This window comes from Paenibacillus sp. FSL R7-277, from assembly GCF_000517965.1.
Classification (GTDB): Bacteria; Bacillota; Bacilli; order Paenibacillales; family Paenibacillaceae; genus Paenibacillus_AQ; species Paenibacillus_AQ silagei.
Window position 1 is genome coordinate 128502 of the sequence record NZ_ASPX01000080.1, and the last position, 15858, is coordinate 144359.

Annotated in this window: 17 protein-coding genes; 2 read left to right on the forward strand and 15 right to left on the reverse strand. The window is 51.7% G+C overall.

The window, feature by feature from the left end:
* Window positions 1-237 precede the first annotated feature (237 nt).
* From C173_RS22630 to C173_RS22650, 5 genes are all read right to left on the reverse strand, one after another.
* Window positions 238-1227, reverse strand: coding sequence for an ROK family protein (locus C173_RS22630; protein WP_036728799.1), 990 nt, complete (start codon window positions 1225-1227; stop codon window positions 238-240).
* Window positions 1228-1460: 233 nt separating this feature from the next.
* A complete protein-coding gene (locus C173_RS22635; protein ID WP_036728802.1) occupies window positions 1461-2246 on the reverse strand; it encodes an ABC transporter permease in 786 nt (261 codons plus the stop codon).
* 8 nt (window positions 2247-2254) lie between these two features.
* Window positions 2255-3049, reverse strand: a complete 795-nt coding sequence (locus C173_RS22640; protein ID WP_036730060.1) for an ABC transporter permease — start codon at window positions 3047-3049, stop codon at window positions 2255-2257.
* A gap of 70 nt (window positions 3050-3119) precedes the next feature.
* Window positions 3120-4175, reverse strand: coding sequence for an ABC transporter ATP-binding protein (locus tag C173_RS22645; protein ID WP_036728804.1), 1056 nt, complete (start codon window positions 4173-4175; stop codon window positions 3120-3122).
* A 75-nt stretch (window positions 4176-4250) separates the two neighbouring features.
* Window positions 4251-5033 (reverse strand): GTP cyclohydrolase II, encoded by a 783-nt coding sequence (locus C173_RS22650; protein WP_036728807.1) that lies wholly within the window; start codon window positions 5031-5033, stop codon window positions 4251-4253.
* Between the two features lie 232 nt (window positions 5034-5265).
* Here C173_RS22650 and C173_RS22655 point away from each other — a divergent pair, with 232 nt between their 5' ends.
* A complete protein-coding gene (locus tag C173_RS22655) occupies window positions 5266-5592 on the forward strand; it encodes a winged helix-turn-helix transcriptional regulator (protein WP_036728810.1) in 327 nt (108 codons plus the stop codon).
* Between the two features lie 96 nt (window positions 5593-5688).
* Here the strand turns inward: C173_RS22655 and C173_RS22660 are convergent, their stop codons facing one another.
* The 5 genes from C173_RS22660 to C173_RS22680 all read right to left on the reverse strand — a co-directional run bounded on the left by C173_RS22660 (window position 5689) and on the right by C173_RS22680 (window position 9847).
* A complete protein-coding gene (locus C173_RS22660) occupies window positions 5689-6570 on the reverse strand; it encodes an ABC transporter permease subunit (RefSeq protein WP_036728812.1) in 882 nt (293 codons plus the stop codon).
* On the reverse strand, window positions 6567-7559 hold the full coding sequence (locus tag C173_RS22665; RefSeq protein WP_036728814.1) for an ABC transporter ATP-binding protein: 993 nt from the start codon (window positions 7557-7559) through the stop codon (window positions 6567-6569). Before C173_RS22665 ends, C173_RS22660 begins: the two co-directional genes overlap by 4 nt.
* Complete coding sequence (locus C173_RS22670; protein WP_036728817.1) at window positions 7556-8683, reverse strand: hypothetical protein; 1128 nt, start codon at window positions 8681-8683, stop codon at window positions 7556-7558. The genes C173_RS22665 and C173_RS22670 overlap by 4 nt, the downstream gene beginning before the upstream one ends.
* Window positions 8684-8706: 23 nt before the next feature.
* The gene (locus C173_RS22675; RefSeq protein ID WP_036728818.1) at window positions 8707-9222 is read right to left on the reverse strand and encodes a sigma-70 family RNA polymerase sigma factor; all 516 of its coding nucleotides are present in this window, start codon (window positions 9220-9222) and stop codon (window positions 8707-8709) included.
* A 61-nt stretch (window positions 9223-9283) separates the two neighbouring features.
* Window positions 9284-9847 (reverse strand): TetR/AcrR family transcriptional regulator, encoded by a 564-nt coding sequence (locus C173_RS22680; RefSeq protein ID WP_036728821.1) that lies wholly within the window; start codon window positions 9845-9847, stop codon window positions 9284-9286.
* A 165-nt stretch (window positions 9848-10012) separates the two neighbouring features.
* Here C173_RS22680 and C173_RS22685 point away from each other — a divergent pair, with 165 nt between their 5' ends.
* Window positions 10013-10717: an NAD(P)-dependent oxidoreductase gene (locus C173_RS22685; protein WP_036728825.1), complete on the forward strand. Its 705-nt coding sequence runs from the start codon at window positions 10013-10015 to the stop codon at window positions 10715-10717.
* A 125-nt stretch (window positions 10718-10842) separates the two neighbouring features.
* Here the strand turns inward: C173_RS22685 and C173_RS22690 are convergent, their stop codons facing one another.
* From C173_RS22690 to C173_RS22710, 5 genes are all read right to left on the reverse strand, one after another.
* Entirely contained in the window at window positions 10843-12123 is a 1281-nt protein-coding gene (locus tag C173_RS22690) for a stalk domain-containing protein (protein ID WP_155991612.1), read from the reverse strand.
* 345 nt (window positions 12124-12468) lie between these two features.
* Window positions 12469-12783: a hypothetical protein gene (locus tag C173_RS22695; protein ID WP_036728829.1), complete on the reverse strand. Its 315-nt coding sequence runs from the start codon at window positions 12781-12783 to the stop codon at window positions 12469-12471.
* 142 nt (window positions 12784-12925) lie between these two features.
* A complete protein-coding gene (gene nagE / locus C173_RS22700; protein ID WP_036728831.1) occupies window positions 12926-14380 on the reverse strand; it encodes an N-acetylglucosamine-specific PTS transporter subunit IIBC in 1455 nt (484 codons plus the stop codon).
* Window positions 14381-14423: 43 nt separating this feature from the next.
* The gene (locus C173_RS22705) at window positions 14424-14945 is read right to left on the reverse strand and encodes a PTS sugar transporter subunit IIA (RefSeq protein ID WP_036728834.1); all 522 of its coding nucleotides are present in this window, start codon (window positions 14943-14945) and stop codon (window positions 14424-14426) included.
* A 21-nt stretch (window positions 14946-14966) separates the two neighbouring features.
* Window positions 14967-15833 carry a PRD domain-containing protein gene (locus C173_RS22710; RefSeq protein ID WP_036728836.1) on the reverse strand — a complete coding sequence of 289 codons (867 nt, stop codon included), beginning with the start codon at window positions 15831-15833 and terminating at the stop codon, window positions 14967-14969.
* Window positions 15834-15858 lie beyond the last annotated feature (25 nt).

Here is a 15858-nt window from a genome sequence, read left to right on the forward strand (position 1 = left end):
TGATTATAATTCGCAGTGTGGAAGAACCGGATCATCCAAGCAGCTTCCTTAGAAGAGGAGGATATATATTCCAGTTATCTGCACTGTTATCAGTATATCGCCTGTATGTTACTATATTCATTGGGTTAATTTGACGATTAATGTCGATTCCGGGCTTTTATATGGACATATGGTGAATTATTGAAAATCAATAGTTTTGCATCAGGCGGGTGCGGCCAGCCGCACTCAAATTTCTGCTCAATTAGAATGGTCTAGTTGTACATGCTTCTGTTTCTGATAAGCATATACAGCCGCACCCAGCGTACCTGCACGGCTGCCCAGTTCAGCCTGAACAATCCGGCACCGGCTTGCGGACAGCTTCAGCGCATGGGCATTTACAGTATCGCGGACACTGTTCAGGAGACGGTCTCCTGCTGCGGCCATGCCGCCCCCGATAATAATCAGCTCCGGGTTCAGCAGATTGATCACATTCGCCAGCCCGTATCCCAACAGCTCCCCCGTCTCATGCATAACCTCAATGGCCAAGGGGTCTCCAACATCATAAGCCTCTGAGATCATCTGCGCCGTGATCTGCTTCTGGATCTGCCCGGTCCAGGTCTGAATCAGGCTAACCCTCCCAGCCTCCAGCTTCTCCTTGAAGGTATTCACCATCCCCACCGCAGATACATACCGCCCCAGGCATCCAGAGCTTCCGCAGCGGCAGGGCCGTCCCTGCCGGAACATATTCATATGTCCGATTTCACCAGCGCTGAAGGTTGTCCCATACAGCACCTTGCCGTCATGAACCATCCCGGAGCCGAGACCGGTCCCGAGTGTGAGTAGTATCAGATGCTTATGCCCTTGTCCGGCACCATGGTGCCATTCTCCGTAGAGATTAACCCGCACATCATTATCTATGTAGACCTCGAAGTCGTAGTAAGGCTTCATTTCGTTGACCACATGGACCTGCTCCCAGCCGGGAAAATTCGGTGAGAAGACCGACAGGCCCTCCTCCGGGTCGAGCAGACCAGGGATTCCCATTCCCATACAGGCAATCTGCGACTCGTAAATTCCGCTTCCTGCACATAGCTGTGTAACAGCAAGCCTGATCCGCTCCAGCACATGTGCCGGACCCTTCTGCGCTTCTGTGGGTATCGACAACTCCTCCAGGGCTGTGAAATGCTTATCAAAAAGGCCTGCCTTGATATTGGTTCCGCCCAGGTCAATGCCGACTATGTATTTATCCATTCTGTCCCATCCTTCTTTCCCTATTAGAATGCTGTACCTCTCTTCTCTTATTATGCGCTTTCAGCATTTAGATAAGTAGCATTTTCCGAGCATCTGGATAGTACGTTTCACTTGAAAGCGAACATCCTGCGGATAGCGATTGCTGTTATTTTATTGACAAAGAGGGCTGCCCCGGCAGCCAATTCAGAAGCTGCGGGACAACCCTCACTGTATATCTATTTCATTCCATTCTCTTAAGAACCGGCACCCTTGTACCGCTTGACGCCGAAGCTCCAGGCCATCAGGCCGATGCTGAGGAAGACCACGCCGACCAGCGGGGTCAGCAGCGCCATCGTCCGCATCTCATCGCGGTGCAGGAACAAGGCTGCCGGATATATCCCGACAAAAGCAAACGGGATGATCCAGGTAAGCAGCACCTGAATCGCCCGGTTGTAGATCGTTACCGGATAACGTCCGTACGTCTGGATGTTATACATCAGCGGCAGAATGCCTGTAGGCGCATCCGAATAGAACGACAACGAGGTCAGTGTCGTATAGATCCCTGTATAAATGGCTACAGCGCTGAGCGTCAGAAGAATCAGCATCGGCAGGGTCCACCATTCAAACGGCAGGCCCAGATTGCTGCCGCTGATCGCCATCACAATCAGCCCGATGAAGGAGCCGAACAGGGATGGCGGGTCCACATTCTCCAGGAAGATCTGGAACAGGTTATGCGCCGGACGGGTCAGGATGCGGTCCATTTCGCCTTTGACAATATACCGCTCACTGAAGCCCCACATATTGACGAAGCAGCTGAACACGCCGAACGGAACCATGAAGAAGCCGTAGACGAACACCACTTCGTTCTGATTCCAGCCGCCCAGGCTGTCAGTATGCATGAAGATGACCAGGATGAAGATAAAGTTCGTCGCCTGGAACAGCAGGTCGGAGATGACCTCCACCCAGAAATCCGCGCGGTAGGTTAACCGTGTTTTCATATAATTCTTCAGGTATTCAATCAATAAGTCCAGGTAGTACATAGCTCAGCTTAACCCCCCTGCACGAACAGCCGCTGACGCGCTGCGTGATTTAGCCAGACAATCGGAATGAGCAGAATCAGGAACCAGATGACCTGGATACCCAGCACATTCCAGATGCCTACCCCCTGCACCCGGCCTGTAAATACTGAGCCCGGCAGATAGGTAATCGCTTGGAAGGGAAGTACCTTAAGCACGGAGGACAACCAGTCCGGGAATAAGGTAATCGGCACAATCAGCCCCGAGAACAGATCGACGACCACACGCTTCATGCGCATCATCCCCTCATTGTTCTCCACGAAGAAGGCAGACAGGCCTGTGATAATATTAATCTGCGAGCTGATCAGGAAGCTGAAGAACAGCATGACCAGGAACCCGGCCCAAGCCGAAGGCTCCGTAGGAAGCTGTACCGGAAACAGCAGAATGGCAATCACCATGCCCGGGATCATCAGCATCATGAAGCGGAACAGGCCTTCGCCGAGGCCCTGCATCATTTTGACCAGAACATAATTATAAGGCCGGATGAACTGGATCGCGATGCTTCCGTCACGGATATCCGTGGAGATCTCCCGGTCCAGATTATTGAAGTAGAAGGCACGCGCCATCCAGGACACCGCCACATACGTGGTCATCTGCGCCCCGGTAAAGCCGCCGAGCGATTCACCATCGCCATAGATCGCTCTCCAGGTGAAATAGTTCACCCCGATATTGAGCGTGTAGATCAGAATCCCCGAATAGTAATTCACCCGGTAAGCAAGCATCGTCAGGAACCGGATACGGATAAAATCAAAATAAGCGCCAAGCAGCAGCCTCCGCCCATTCTCCCCGGAACCGCCCCGAGAACCTCCGGAGGAGGGAACTGCCGTTGCCAGCTTCTCAGACATGGATAACCTCTTTCTCATCGCTGAGAGCGGCGATCCGCTCCTCCGGCTTCTCTGCCGAGCCTGACTGATAAATACTGCGGACGATGTCATCCGTATTTGTTTCGATGATTTTGATGTCTGTAATATCGGCCTGTCCGACGACCCGGCCCAGCACATCCGATACATTCAGCTCCAGTGGAATCCAGACCTTGGCCGCCAGCTCATTCTCTGCGGTCCAGGTCACCGGCATGCCTTCCGTCCAGCCGATCAGCTGCTGCAGCTTCGTGGCTGTTCCGAACTGGAACTGCACCTCACGCCCGGTTCCCCAGCGCTGCTTCAGGTCATCCAGACCTCCGTCATAGATAATCCGCCCGTCATCCAGCATGATGACCCGGGAACAGAGCGCTTCGATATCCTGCAGATCATGAGTCGTCAGCAGGATGGTTGTGCCATGCTCCCGGTTCATATCCTTCAGGAATTCGCGGATCTCCGACTTCACGACAATATCCAGCCCAATCGTCGGCTCATCCAGGAACAGAATGGACGGATTGTGCAGCAGTGCCGCCACCAGCTCGCAGCGCATCCGCTGCCCCAGACTCAGCTTCCGGACCGGACGGTTCAGCAGATCCTGAAGCTCCAGGCGTTCCACCAGCTCATCCAGCCGTTTTTTGAAGTCCTGCTCGGACACGCGGTATACCTTGCGCAGTAGCTGGAACGACTCAATCACACCGATATCCCACCAGAGCTGGCTCCGCTGACCGAAGACAACGCCAATGTTCTGCACGAACTTCTCGCGCTCCTCGTACGGCACGAAACCGCCGACAGTCAGACTGCCGGCGGTAGGGACAAGAATTCCGGTAAGCATTTTGATCGTAGTAGACTTCCCTGCCCCGTTCTCCCCAATATATCCGCAGATTTCACCTTCGGGAATGCTGAACGAGATGTCCTTCACTGCTGTTACTTCGGAATATTGCCGCTTAAACAAATCAGCGAAGGCCCCTTTGAGGCCCTCGCGGTTTTTTTGGACTTTGAAGGTCTTGCGCAAGTCCTGCACTTGTATAGCATTCATAGGTTACCTCACTAAGCTAAGTATTGGGTTCAGTACCCCATTATAATGGAACGGATGCATATCCGTCCAGCCTGCTTATTTAGCCACTCTTCCCTCAAAAAACTCTGCACCCGGCACAGCCTCCAGATGTCCGGAACGGGCCACCTTGGTCCGCAGGTACTTCTCATTGAAGGCCGATACGTCGCCCCATAGCGGCACCCGCTTCACTGTATTCATTCCGGCAGCCCGTAGTGCTTCCAGCTTCTTCGGATTGTTGGTGATCAGAGTCACAGGATGGCTGCGCAAATGCTGAAGCACGCTGATCGCATCTGTGTAATCTCTGGAATCATCGGCGAACCCAAGCTCCAGATTGGCCTCTACCGTATCATACCCTTCTTCCTGAAGAAGATATGCCATTGCTTTGCTGAACAAGCCAATGCCTCTTCCTTCATGATTCGCCAGATAAAAGAGGGCCCCGGCGCCATGCTGGGCAATCATCTTCATCGACTGGTGCAGCTGGAAGCCGCAATCGCAGCGCTTGCTGCCGAAGATATCCCCGGTATGGCAAATGCTGTGCATCCGGATCAGCGCTTCCTCCGAATGCTCGAAATCTCCGTAGACCAGGACACTGGACTGCTGTCCATCCGCAAGCTTCATCGATGACAACCGGCTGATGAGCAGCTCGGTAGCCTCCTTGCCTTCAGCGCGCTGAAGCTCTTCGTCCGTCACATTCAGCCAGCTGTACCATTTGAAGGTGATCGTCTCCCCGTCCAGATTGACAGGCAGGGTAATAGGTCCGACCAATATATTCGTGGAGTTTTCCATAGGAATCCGGCTGATTTTGTTCTGTAGTATAGATAGGATATCTGGGTTGATCATAAGAGCACCGTCCTAAAAGTTTGATAGCATAAGCTTCTTCGATTCCATTATGCAAACTTGCTGTGAAAAGAATCCACTTCGCTTTAAATTTTGATATTTTATTTTCTACATAGTAACTATTTGTAAGTTAGTTTATCATTGTAATATAACTTCGTCAAGTTATAATATATATTTAAATATTTATAATTACTTATTGTAAGTTTATGATATAATGAATGCTGAGGTGATCCTTATGAATGATTTTGAGATGTGCCCCCGGTTTGAGAAAGCTGTGGATGTGCTGAGTAAGCGTTGGGTCGCCCTGATCGTGTTCGTCCTGATGGATGGTCCGCGGCGGTTCGGTGAAATTGAGCATTGCTTGTCCAACCTTAGCGGCAAGGTCTTGTCAGACCGATTAAAGGAAATGGAGACTGAGGGGATCATACAGCGCACTGTATATCCTGAGATGCCCGTACGAATTGAATATTCGTTAACCGATAAAGGTACGGCCCTGGCTCCCATTCTTGGAGAAATCGGTAACTGGTCTACGGATTGGATCGAGATCGGCGTGACCAAATGATTTCCGCACGGCACGCGAAGCAGCGCCCTTGAAGCTCCTGAACAGGAACCTTCGGGGCGCTGCTTTGTTTGATTTTATAATAAGCATGGTCGATTCCTACAGATCCTTACGCTGAAAGCGCAGAAGCCCCAGCCCAAAGATAACCACAGTGTAGATCGCAGCGTATACGACAAAGGTATTAGACGGAAATGAATTGAAATTCATCAGACTAAGTGCCCCGTTATCCATCGATAACATACCATTCATATCCTGTAAGCTGAACAGCTCGACAGTCATCCGGCGCTGCAAGGTATCTGCGGGCATAATCATCGAGATCATTCCGGTCAGATTATTCAGCACCTTGAGTCCGTCCTCCTCCAGTCTCAGCGAACCGCTAAGCTTATCTACCATCCCTCCGAGAAATCCCGCCCCGTAGAGCATTGTCATGAACACACCGTTGCCAAGCGCCGAGAATAGTCCTGAACCCAGCATGGATACGGAGATTAACAAGGGAACTACAGAGGCGAACAGCAGGAATGACTTCGCAAGCACGACTGCATCTCTGGGAACATTCGCGTGGGCACTTGTAATCAGCAGAATTGCAGTGAACAGAATGAGGGCATAGATCGTTCCCAGCGTGACAAAGCCCAGCCAGCGGCCAAGATACCATTTCCAGCGCGGCAGCGGCCGGGGTAACAGAGCCTGCATGACCCCCTGCTCCGCTTCACCAGCAATCACCGAGAAAGAGCTGAAGATCGCCAGAAAGGCAATAACGAACGCGCCGAAGAAGAAGCCCAGACTCAGAATAAAAGCGCCGTTCATGTACTGCATGAACAACCCGCTGCCATTTCCCAGCGTTCCGGCCCCTTGATCGTTCGTTCCTACGGTATCGGCCACAAACCAGAAGGCAATCAGGAACACCAGGGTAAGCAGGAGGGTTAGCAGCATCACTTTTTTGCGCAGCATTTCTTTCCAGGTCATTGCTAATATGGTTCTCATTCCTTCTCCCCCCTATGACTGAGCCCGGCTACCGCATCCATGAACCAGTCCTCCAGCCGTTCAGTCTGGCGGCTTACCTGGTACAGCGTCATCCCTTGCTCCACCATCAGCCCGTTCAGCCAGCCTGCCTGCTCCTCATGATCCAGCTCCGCCTCCAGCCACACGACGCTTGAATCTGACTCCTCCTGTGCCGGATCATAGCCCGATTTACCCGCCGCAGGCACGGATTCCCGGATGGATAGCCCTGTATGCTCATTAAGCCAGGACAGCAAAAAAGGCGTGTATCCGCCCACTTTGAAATGCCAGCTTGTCCGTTTGTTCAGCATCTCCGCTACTTTGCCGTGCCGCAGGACCGCTCCGTTACTCAGCAGAGCCATCCGGTCGCACAGCACTTCAACATCCTCAAGTAAATGAGAGTTGAGAAAAATAGTAATTCCCCGGTCCTTCAGCCGCTGCAGAATCTTCCGCACTTCCATTCTCCCGATGGGATCAAGGGCTGAAGAGGGTTCATCCAGGAACAGAATCTCCGGGTCATTCACCAGCGCACACGCAAGACCCAGCCGCTGCTGCATTCCCTTGGAATAATGCTTAACCCGGTCCCTTCCGCGCAGCCCGATACCTACCTCCTGCAGGAGCTGAGGGATTCTCTGATCCATGACGGATTTCGGAATCCGGCACAGCTTGGCATGAAGCCTGACCACCTCTTCACCGGTCAGCCAATCCTGGTAGCGGTACAGCTCCGGCAGATAGCCAATTTTCATTTTGGCTTCCATAGAGCCCAGCGGATGGCCCAGTATGGAAGCATGGCCGCCTGTGGGTGAGATGAGTCCAACCAGCATTTTGACAAAAGTACTCTTGCCGGCACCATTGGGGCCGAGGAAGCCGAAGGCTTCCCCTTTCCCCACAGTCAAGGTAACATCCCGGCAACCGCGCCCGTTCGGATAAGCTTTGGTCAAGGCGTTCGCATCAATCGCAGGGATACTGCTCATTGTGTGATCAACTCCTGTACCTTCTGAATGAACTGCTCGCGCTCAGGATAGATATCTCCGCCGCTAAGCTGCAGAAGCTGCCCCTTCTGCACCCAGACAGCCGTATAGCTGTTGCCGTTACTGAACTTCATTTCAGTAAGAATGACCGGCGTACCAGCCACCGTAATCTGTTCATCATGATTGCCCTTAATCAGCGGCATCGGCAGATCGCCGGACAAAATCCGGCTCTTCTGCAGACTGCTTCGCAGATTGTCGGGAATCAGCGGGAAGTTCACAACGGCATCAATCGCTTCGTCCAGATCCACAGAAGGATCTACGGTAACGACAGGTGTGTTCATCTGTGACAAGGCTCCCCAGTGCTGATCGCTGCCCAGATCGTAGTTCACCTGCTCGGGGATATGAAGCGTAATCGGCTTGCCATCTACAGATGCAGGCAGCAGATTGTCCGAGCCCAGGCGTTTCAGTGCCTTGTTCACTTCATCCACCTTCAGGTTCAGTGTGATATCATGGGACCCGCTGACCTGAACAAACTTGACTGAATCCATAACGGACCCCTTCAGCGGCTCGTAGCCCAGCAAGCCTTGGATGTCCTTGAGCGGAACATTCTCCTTCATCTCACCATTGGCGATGGAGACGTCACCGAAGGCCTCAAGGGATTGCTCAATATTGCCATTGCCATTCTGAATTATCTGATAGAACATATCCCGCAGATCGCCTTCTTCAACAACAGTAGCCTCCTGCATCTTGAACTGGTTCAGCAAGGCTGCCATGGCTGTATTCCCTACCGGAGTAGCCAGAATTGCTGCGAAAATCGCTACGCCTGCTGCCGCAGCGGCCCACTTGCGGCTGCGGCTCATCATAGGCCGGCGTGACTTCCGCCCTGTATTATGCACTGGCTCCGCTGCTGCAAGGTTATCCGCCTTAGCTGCCTGAAGCACAACATCTGCTTCCGGTTCTGTTCTATCTGATCTATCAGCCTCGACAGTCTGTTCCTCTATAGGAGTCTCTTGCTTGCCCCATGTAGCCCACACCGGATTGACCGGCTCGTCTTCCAGCTTCTCCTGTAATTTAGCCCAGGCTTCATCTGTGTTCTGGGGCTGTATCTGCCCGTTTGCTCTATTCATGGTTTCTTTCCTCCCGGATCTCATTATTCTTGCGGAATGGATTTCACCGCATGGTGTTTCAGTTTGGCTGTCGCCCGGCTTAACAGGGTTCCGACTACTGGCGGCTTCACTCCCAGCTCCCCGGCGATCTCTGCATAGCTGTAGCCCGAATACTTAAGCAGCAGGGCCTGCCGGTCCCGTTCGGGAAGATCCTCCAGCCAGCTCCGCACATCTTCCTGATCCAGCTTGCTGAGGACTACTTCTTCCCCTGTAGGAGCAGAAGCCCCCGCATCATATAACAGCTCCTGTTTGTTGATCAGACGCCGCTCTCTCACCCGCTGGTTCAGATAATCATATCCGATCCGTGTTAGCACTCTATGCAGCCACGCCCCCAGAGCCGCGGGATCATCCGGCGGATTTCTGTAGAGTCTGATAAAAACCTCCTGCGCCAGATCATCGGCAGCACTCTCGTCCCTCACAAGTGCCGCCAGCTTGCGCCGCACACTCGGGTAATGCTCATAAAAGATTAATTTGTATGGGTCTGATTCCGGAATATTCATTAGGTAAATCCTCCTTATCCGCTGCAGCTATAAGTAAGACGAAGGCTAAGGCGGATTTGTATCACCTTGCCTCAAGATTTCTCTCCAGCAAGTTCCCGATCCGCTGCGCCATTACGTCTGGAGGGAGCGGCTGTCCATTCTTGAACCACCATTCCACTACCCCAACGATCGCCGATCCCAGAAACTGGATGTCCACGTTTCTGATGTTGGCTGAATCCTTATCGCTCCCTCCAGACAGGCTGTTATCCTTCTCCAGCTCGCCGAGGAAGAATTCAAGAAACCGCTTGCGGAAAAACACGCTGCCTTTACTCCCCAGCAAAACAGAGAAGAACATCGAATGCTTCTCAAAATATTCAAACCACACCAATCCCATTTCGGTATATCCGGCGGCATCGTCTGAACTTTCGCAGATTTCGCGTATATTGCTGATATGCTCTTCTATGAGCTTGTCCAGAAGATCAAATTTATCTGTGTAGTGAAGATAAAGGGTTCTACGGCTGACATCCGCTCTATCAGCAATGTCCTGTATTGTAATTTGATCAAAATCCTTTTCCAGCATCAGCTCAATAACAGCCTTTTTTAGGGCTTCCTGGGACTTGCGTATTCTCCGGTCGATCTTTAACACTCTATCCTCACCAGCTTTCCTGCAGATTACTGCACAATTCCGTTGAAGTCGTGAATTAATGCACAGAATCAGGCTTTTTAAGACTTGTATCGATTCTTGTTCTGCTTATTATTATACATACATGCATATTAATTCACGACTGTGCATTTAAAGGAGAATATTATAATGAAAATTGCAATTATCGGAGCCACTGGAGGAACCGGAAGAAAAGTAATGGAGCTGGCACTTGCAACGGGACATGAGGTGATAGCTGTGGTACGCAGACCGGAGGCGCTCTCCCCTGCAGCGGGGCTCACTATCCGGCAAGGGGATGTATTCGACAGATCCAGCATGATCCTGGCCCTCGCCGGAAGCGAAGCGGTCATCAGCTGTATTGGTCCTCCAAGCAACTTCTCCCCGGATGCTGCCGGCAAGAAGGGCCTTGTAAATCTTAAGGCAGGCAAAAATGTCATGGCAGCGAACTTCTCGCCGGGTACCGTCATGTCAGAAGGAATTCCAAATATCCTTGCAGCCTGTCGGCATCATGGAGTTCAGCGGCTGGTGATGCAGAGCGGGATTAATCTGAGTGACGGGAGGGAGTTGTCACTCGTCAACCGCTGGGCTGTCCGCTTGATGCGCCGCATTTTCCGCAAAGCGATTGAGGATAAGGCAGCCGCTGAACAAGCAGTAATGCGCAGCGGATTAGACTGGGTAATCGTACGGGCATCCGTGCTTAAATACGCAGAGAGTTCTTCTAATTATACGGCAGGCCCATCGGCCCGCATCCATCCGCTCCAGGCGCTGCCTTATGCTGCCTGTGCCGATTGCCTGCTGCGTGCGGCAGGCAGCGAACCGTCCTGGACCCGCAAGGTGATCAACGTCGGACGATAAGGAGCAAGCGGACGAAGGAGCAAAGCACAGAAGAGCCTATACACTATCCGTGCCAAAAAAACGGTCCTCTGGGTGTATCCCGTGGACCGTTTCCGTCTTACTATGTTTTGCCATTCCATTCGTGACTATTGCTTGCTGTAATTCTCGTCCCCAACCTGGATGCTGCCGTCATCATGCTGGAAGAATAGGGAACTGGATACCTTACCGTTACCAAAAGCGAATACAATGGTATTCCCGCTTATCTTATATGAACCGGTGTCTGAACCGCCGGCCCCGCCTGTTGTGGGTGCTCCGCCCTGGACGGTACCCACCATCAGATTGTCGCTGGTGAAGGTTCCATTGCTGTTCAGCACCAGCGTCCGTGTCCAAGAAGTTGATCCGGCAGATATCCCAGCCAGCCCCTGGAAGCCGCGGTGGACATAAGTGCCGCCTAGTGTCAGTCCGTTCTTGACCGTCTTAACCCGTCTGAGCTCAACATCATCAATATGCAGCTTGCCGGATTTGACTGCAAGGTCATAAGTCTTTCCATTACTTAACTTGATCTTCCCGTTCTGTACCGTATAGGTCTGGCAGCCGTCACGCGAGCAGTTGATCGTCTCCGGTCCGCCTTGCTTCGGAGCATCAACAACTACTTTATTACCCGGCAGGAAAGTGATGATATTCCAGCACATCCCGCCGCATTCATACCCGTCGTAGTCCGGGCTGAAGCCGTAATACATTCCCTGCAGGTTGCTCAGGTTCACTTGGTCTGAAGCGGCTGGCTTATACGAACCATCTCCGGCAGGAGCATTCGGCACAGTCCCTGGAGCTGGCGGCTTGGGCTGTTGCGGCTGGCTGGCGATCTGCTCGTCATATACTTTTTTGAATTCGGCAATTTGCTTGTCAACCGCCGCCTTCGCTGTTGCTTTGGTCAGGCCGTTCGCCGCTAAGTAAGGATCGGTATAGACGAGAATTTGCGGCTTATACGGGTTCCAGGCCACCAGCGCTTGAGTGGACTCCCCGACGAAGCGGAGCGGGACCATGGTGTAGCTGTCTATAATTGTTGGCGCTTGCAGAAGTTGAACATTGGTGCCATTGACAGTAGCCGTCTTGCTGCCTATCTTCATGACGATGGTTAGGCCTTCCTTCGTACCGGTTACTGTCTGCTGTGCGGGATTCCAGCCTACCTTGAGGCCCATCGCTTCGAACAACGGACGGAATGGAACCATTGTTGTCCCTTTATCCAGCAAGGGAGCTTTATCAAAAGATAACGGTTTATCATCCAGATTGACCTGGATCGTTTTGCCCGCTGCCGGTGAAGCTTCCGCTTGGCCCGCTGATACACTCAGCGCTACGGCTACCCCTAGCCAGATGACAGCCATCCATATCCGCCGGATTACAGGCCCGGACATTTGCCTTTTTCTCACCTATACCCATCCTTTCCCAAAACAAATGGATTTTTAGTTTTATAACCCGTCAGTCCCGCGTTTAAACAGAACTAGTCAAAAAATGATTTCTTGACGCACAGAAAAAGCCCTCCCGCACGCGGTAGGACTGATTTCTAGTGTATATCCATGTGTATGACCATGATGCGTAATGGAATGGAAATGTCCAAGTAAATCCAAGTACACGACGGCCAGCCTTTGAGAGTGAATCTGCGAAATTCACCTTTACTGTGCATGTCATGGCTGAGCAGACCAACTGCATGCCATTTTTTAATTAAACTATATTATCTCTATATCTACCTCTTCATATCTCCGATTATTATTTCTCTATCTAATCTTGATATACCGCGCTTGAAGCTGCTTGGCCACGTGAATCCGCTCCATCTTCAGCTCCCAAATCCGCTCTTTCCACAGAGCGCTATCCGGTGTATCCTCATGCTCTCTCAGCTTATCGAATAATTGCATCAGAAGTCCGTTAATATCATCGAACCGCGTCCATAGCGCTCTCACGCTATCCACTTGTTTCTTTTCTTCGACAAGCGCCTCATAGTTCTTCAATTGCTCCAGGAGATCAGCCTGCCACTGTTCATCGTTAATTGCCTTGGCATAATTCAGCAAATCCAGATAATCATCTATTGACAAAGGGACCGACTCCTTTTTTCTTTATGCCAAGTATTATACTCGGTATTATAGATATTGCAATAGCCTGCGCACAAAAAAACAGACATCATGTGAAGGATGCCTGCATGGAATTCCCTATTCTGCTGTGCTAACCAGCTTCAAGCTACATCAGCTTCTTAATATCATCCTTGAGTTGCTCGGACTGTGGTCCAAATACAATCTGTACAGCCCCCTGACCAAGCCGCATGACTCCCGATGCACCAAGCTGCTTGAGCGCGGAATCCTTAACCGCCTTGTCATCATTCACGTTAAGGCGCAAGCGGGTGATACAAGCGTCAATGCTACGGATGTTCGCAGGACCGCCGATGTTCTCCAGAATCTTGGCGGCTCTGGAAGAAGCAGACACGGTCGCCCCGCCGTTGGACAGTTCAATGACCTCATCCTCCGTCTCATCCTCGCGTCCAGGAGTTTTGAGGTTGAACTTGACGATAATGAACCGGAACAGCACATAATAGAGGACGAAGAAGCCAAGCCCAACCGGAATCAGCACCCACGCATTGGTGGAGAGCTTCATGTTAAGCAGGTAGTCAATGAGCCCGGCGGAGAATCCGAACCCCAGCTTCACATCCAGCACATACATCAGGAATCCGGCAAAACCGGTCAGCAAAGCGTGAACCAGATACAGCAGCGGTGCGAGGAACATGAAGGAGAATTCCAGCGGCTCCGTGATCCCTGTCAGGAAGGAAGCAATCGCTGATCCGATGAAGATGGACGCAACCATTTTGCGTTTCTCCGGTTTGGCTGTATGAATGAAAGCCAGGGCTGCACCCGGCATAGCGAACATCATAATCGGGAAGAAGCCTGTCATGAACATTCCCGCAGTCTTATCTCCGGCGAAGAAGCGCGTCAGATCTCCGTGAACAATATCCCCTGCAGCGTTCGTGAAATCACCCAACTGGAACCAGGCGATAGCGTTGATTACATGATGCAGGCCGAACGGAAGCAGCAGACGGTTAGCTGTCCCGAATACAAATGCCCCTGCACCGCCAAGACCGACAACCCAAGTGCCGAAGTCACTGATCACATCCTGAATCGGGCTCCAGATCATCCCAAACAGCACTGCGAGAATCATGGTGGTTATGGCCGTAATGATAGGTACGAACCGCTTACCTGCGAAGAAGCCAAGCCAGTCTGGCATTTTGATATTATGATATTTCTTGTACAGGTAAGCAGCCCAGGCTCCGGCAAAAATCCCGCCCAGCACGCCCATATTCAGCTTCACATCATCGGCGATGAACGGCATTTGGGCTGGAAGCACCTTAAGAATACTGTCCAGCACCTGATAAGCAATGAGGGCGGACAGCGCGGCAACCGCATCCCCTGCGAACCCGATCGCTACCCCAATTGCAAAAATCAGCGCCAGATTACCGAAGATTGCACCCGCACCTGCATTCAAGAAAGGAGCCACATACTGGTTGAGAAATCCCCCTACGGTACTGCCCAAATGGAAGTCCTTCTCATAATTAATCAGTCCGAACCCTTGCAGTATCGCTGCCGCCGGTAAAGTTGCGACTGGAAGCATCAGAGATTTCCCTAACTTCTGTAGAAAAGCCAACATAATGAAATCATCCCCCTGGTTTCATATTAAGTACATGTATGTTCTAAGGCTGTGAAGCTACTGCTGTTGTAAGAATACTGCTTGTTCCTGCCGTAACCTGGCCGTAATGGCAATCCACTTCCGGGGTGTCCTCCCCGTTGCCCGTTACAATTACCGGAGTGATCGTACGATAACCCGCAGCGCGGATTGCCTCCAGATCAAATTCAATCAGCGTCTGCCCTGCCTGCACTTCATCTCCGGTGACAATATGGCTGATGAAGCCTTCGCCCCGCAAGCTGACCGTATCAATTCCGATGTGCATCAGCAGTTGCAGACCAGAGGCATGCTCCAGGATTAGAGCGTGATTGGTTTTGACCACATGCGCAATTTTTCCGTCAAAAGGGGCCGTTAAACGTCCCTCTATAGGTTCTATGGCGATGCCTTGGCCCATATGCCCACCGGCAAAGGTCTCATCCGGCACTTCCGTTAACGGTACGGACTGTCCGCTGACCGGAGCGTATATCTCCAGGCGGGTTACCGCCTCAGTAGGTTTCTCTTCTTTTTTAGCTTTCCATCTCGAAAACATAAAAGTCACTCCTTGCTGCTGCTATTTATTCTTCTCTATGGTCTGGAACAGCCGGTGCAGATGCATAGCCAGGAAGCAGATTTCTTCTTCGGGTACGTCTACACTGAGCTTGCCCTGCATGACTTTGCCCATTCTCTGAGCGAGCTTGTATTCATCCTTGTATTCCTTCTTGATATGCTTCACAAAAGGATTGTCGATGAGCGAACCCTGCAGAATCCGTTCAATCGAGAATCTCAAGTGAACCATCAGCCGGACATGATTCATACTGCCCTGCTCAAAGCGGATCTTGCGTTCACTGCGGATCATCTCCATCAGCTCACTGACAATGTTGGAGGCCTTCACAAGCTGGCCCACCGGCACATTGCTGACCGCAGAATAGACGTGGTAAGTAAGGAAACCGACCTCGTCCTCAGGAATCTGCACTTCAAAGCCTTCGCTGATCTTCCCCGCCGCCTTGGAAGCGATCTCAAATTCCTTGGGGAACGTCATCCGGGTCTCCTCCAGGAATGGATTCACAATGTCCATCCCGCTGCGCAAGCGGAAAATGGTGAATTGGATATGGCTGGGGAGCGCCAAATAGATCTTGTCGTTTAACTTGCCGGGAAACTCACGGGCGATATCAGAGATAATCTCATCCGTAATCCTCATGACCTTGGGATCAATGTCCTCCAGCAGAATCTGATACTGACTCCATTCCTCCCGGTCCTCCAGCCGAAACAGCTTTTCAATCCGGGGATCATCCGAATCAATAACACCCGTATCCTTAAGCGCAAACCCGATGCCCTTGCCGATAATTACATATTCCTTGCTCTTCTTGCCGCCCTCTACCATTACGACATTATTCCCAATCACCCGCAGCACCTGAAATTGTTCAGTGTCCCTCGCCAAGTTCCCCCTCCTTTCCGCCCATATC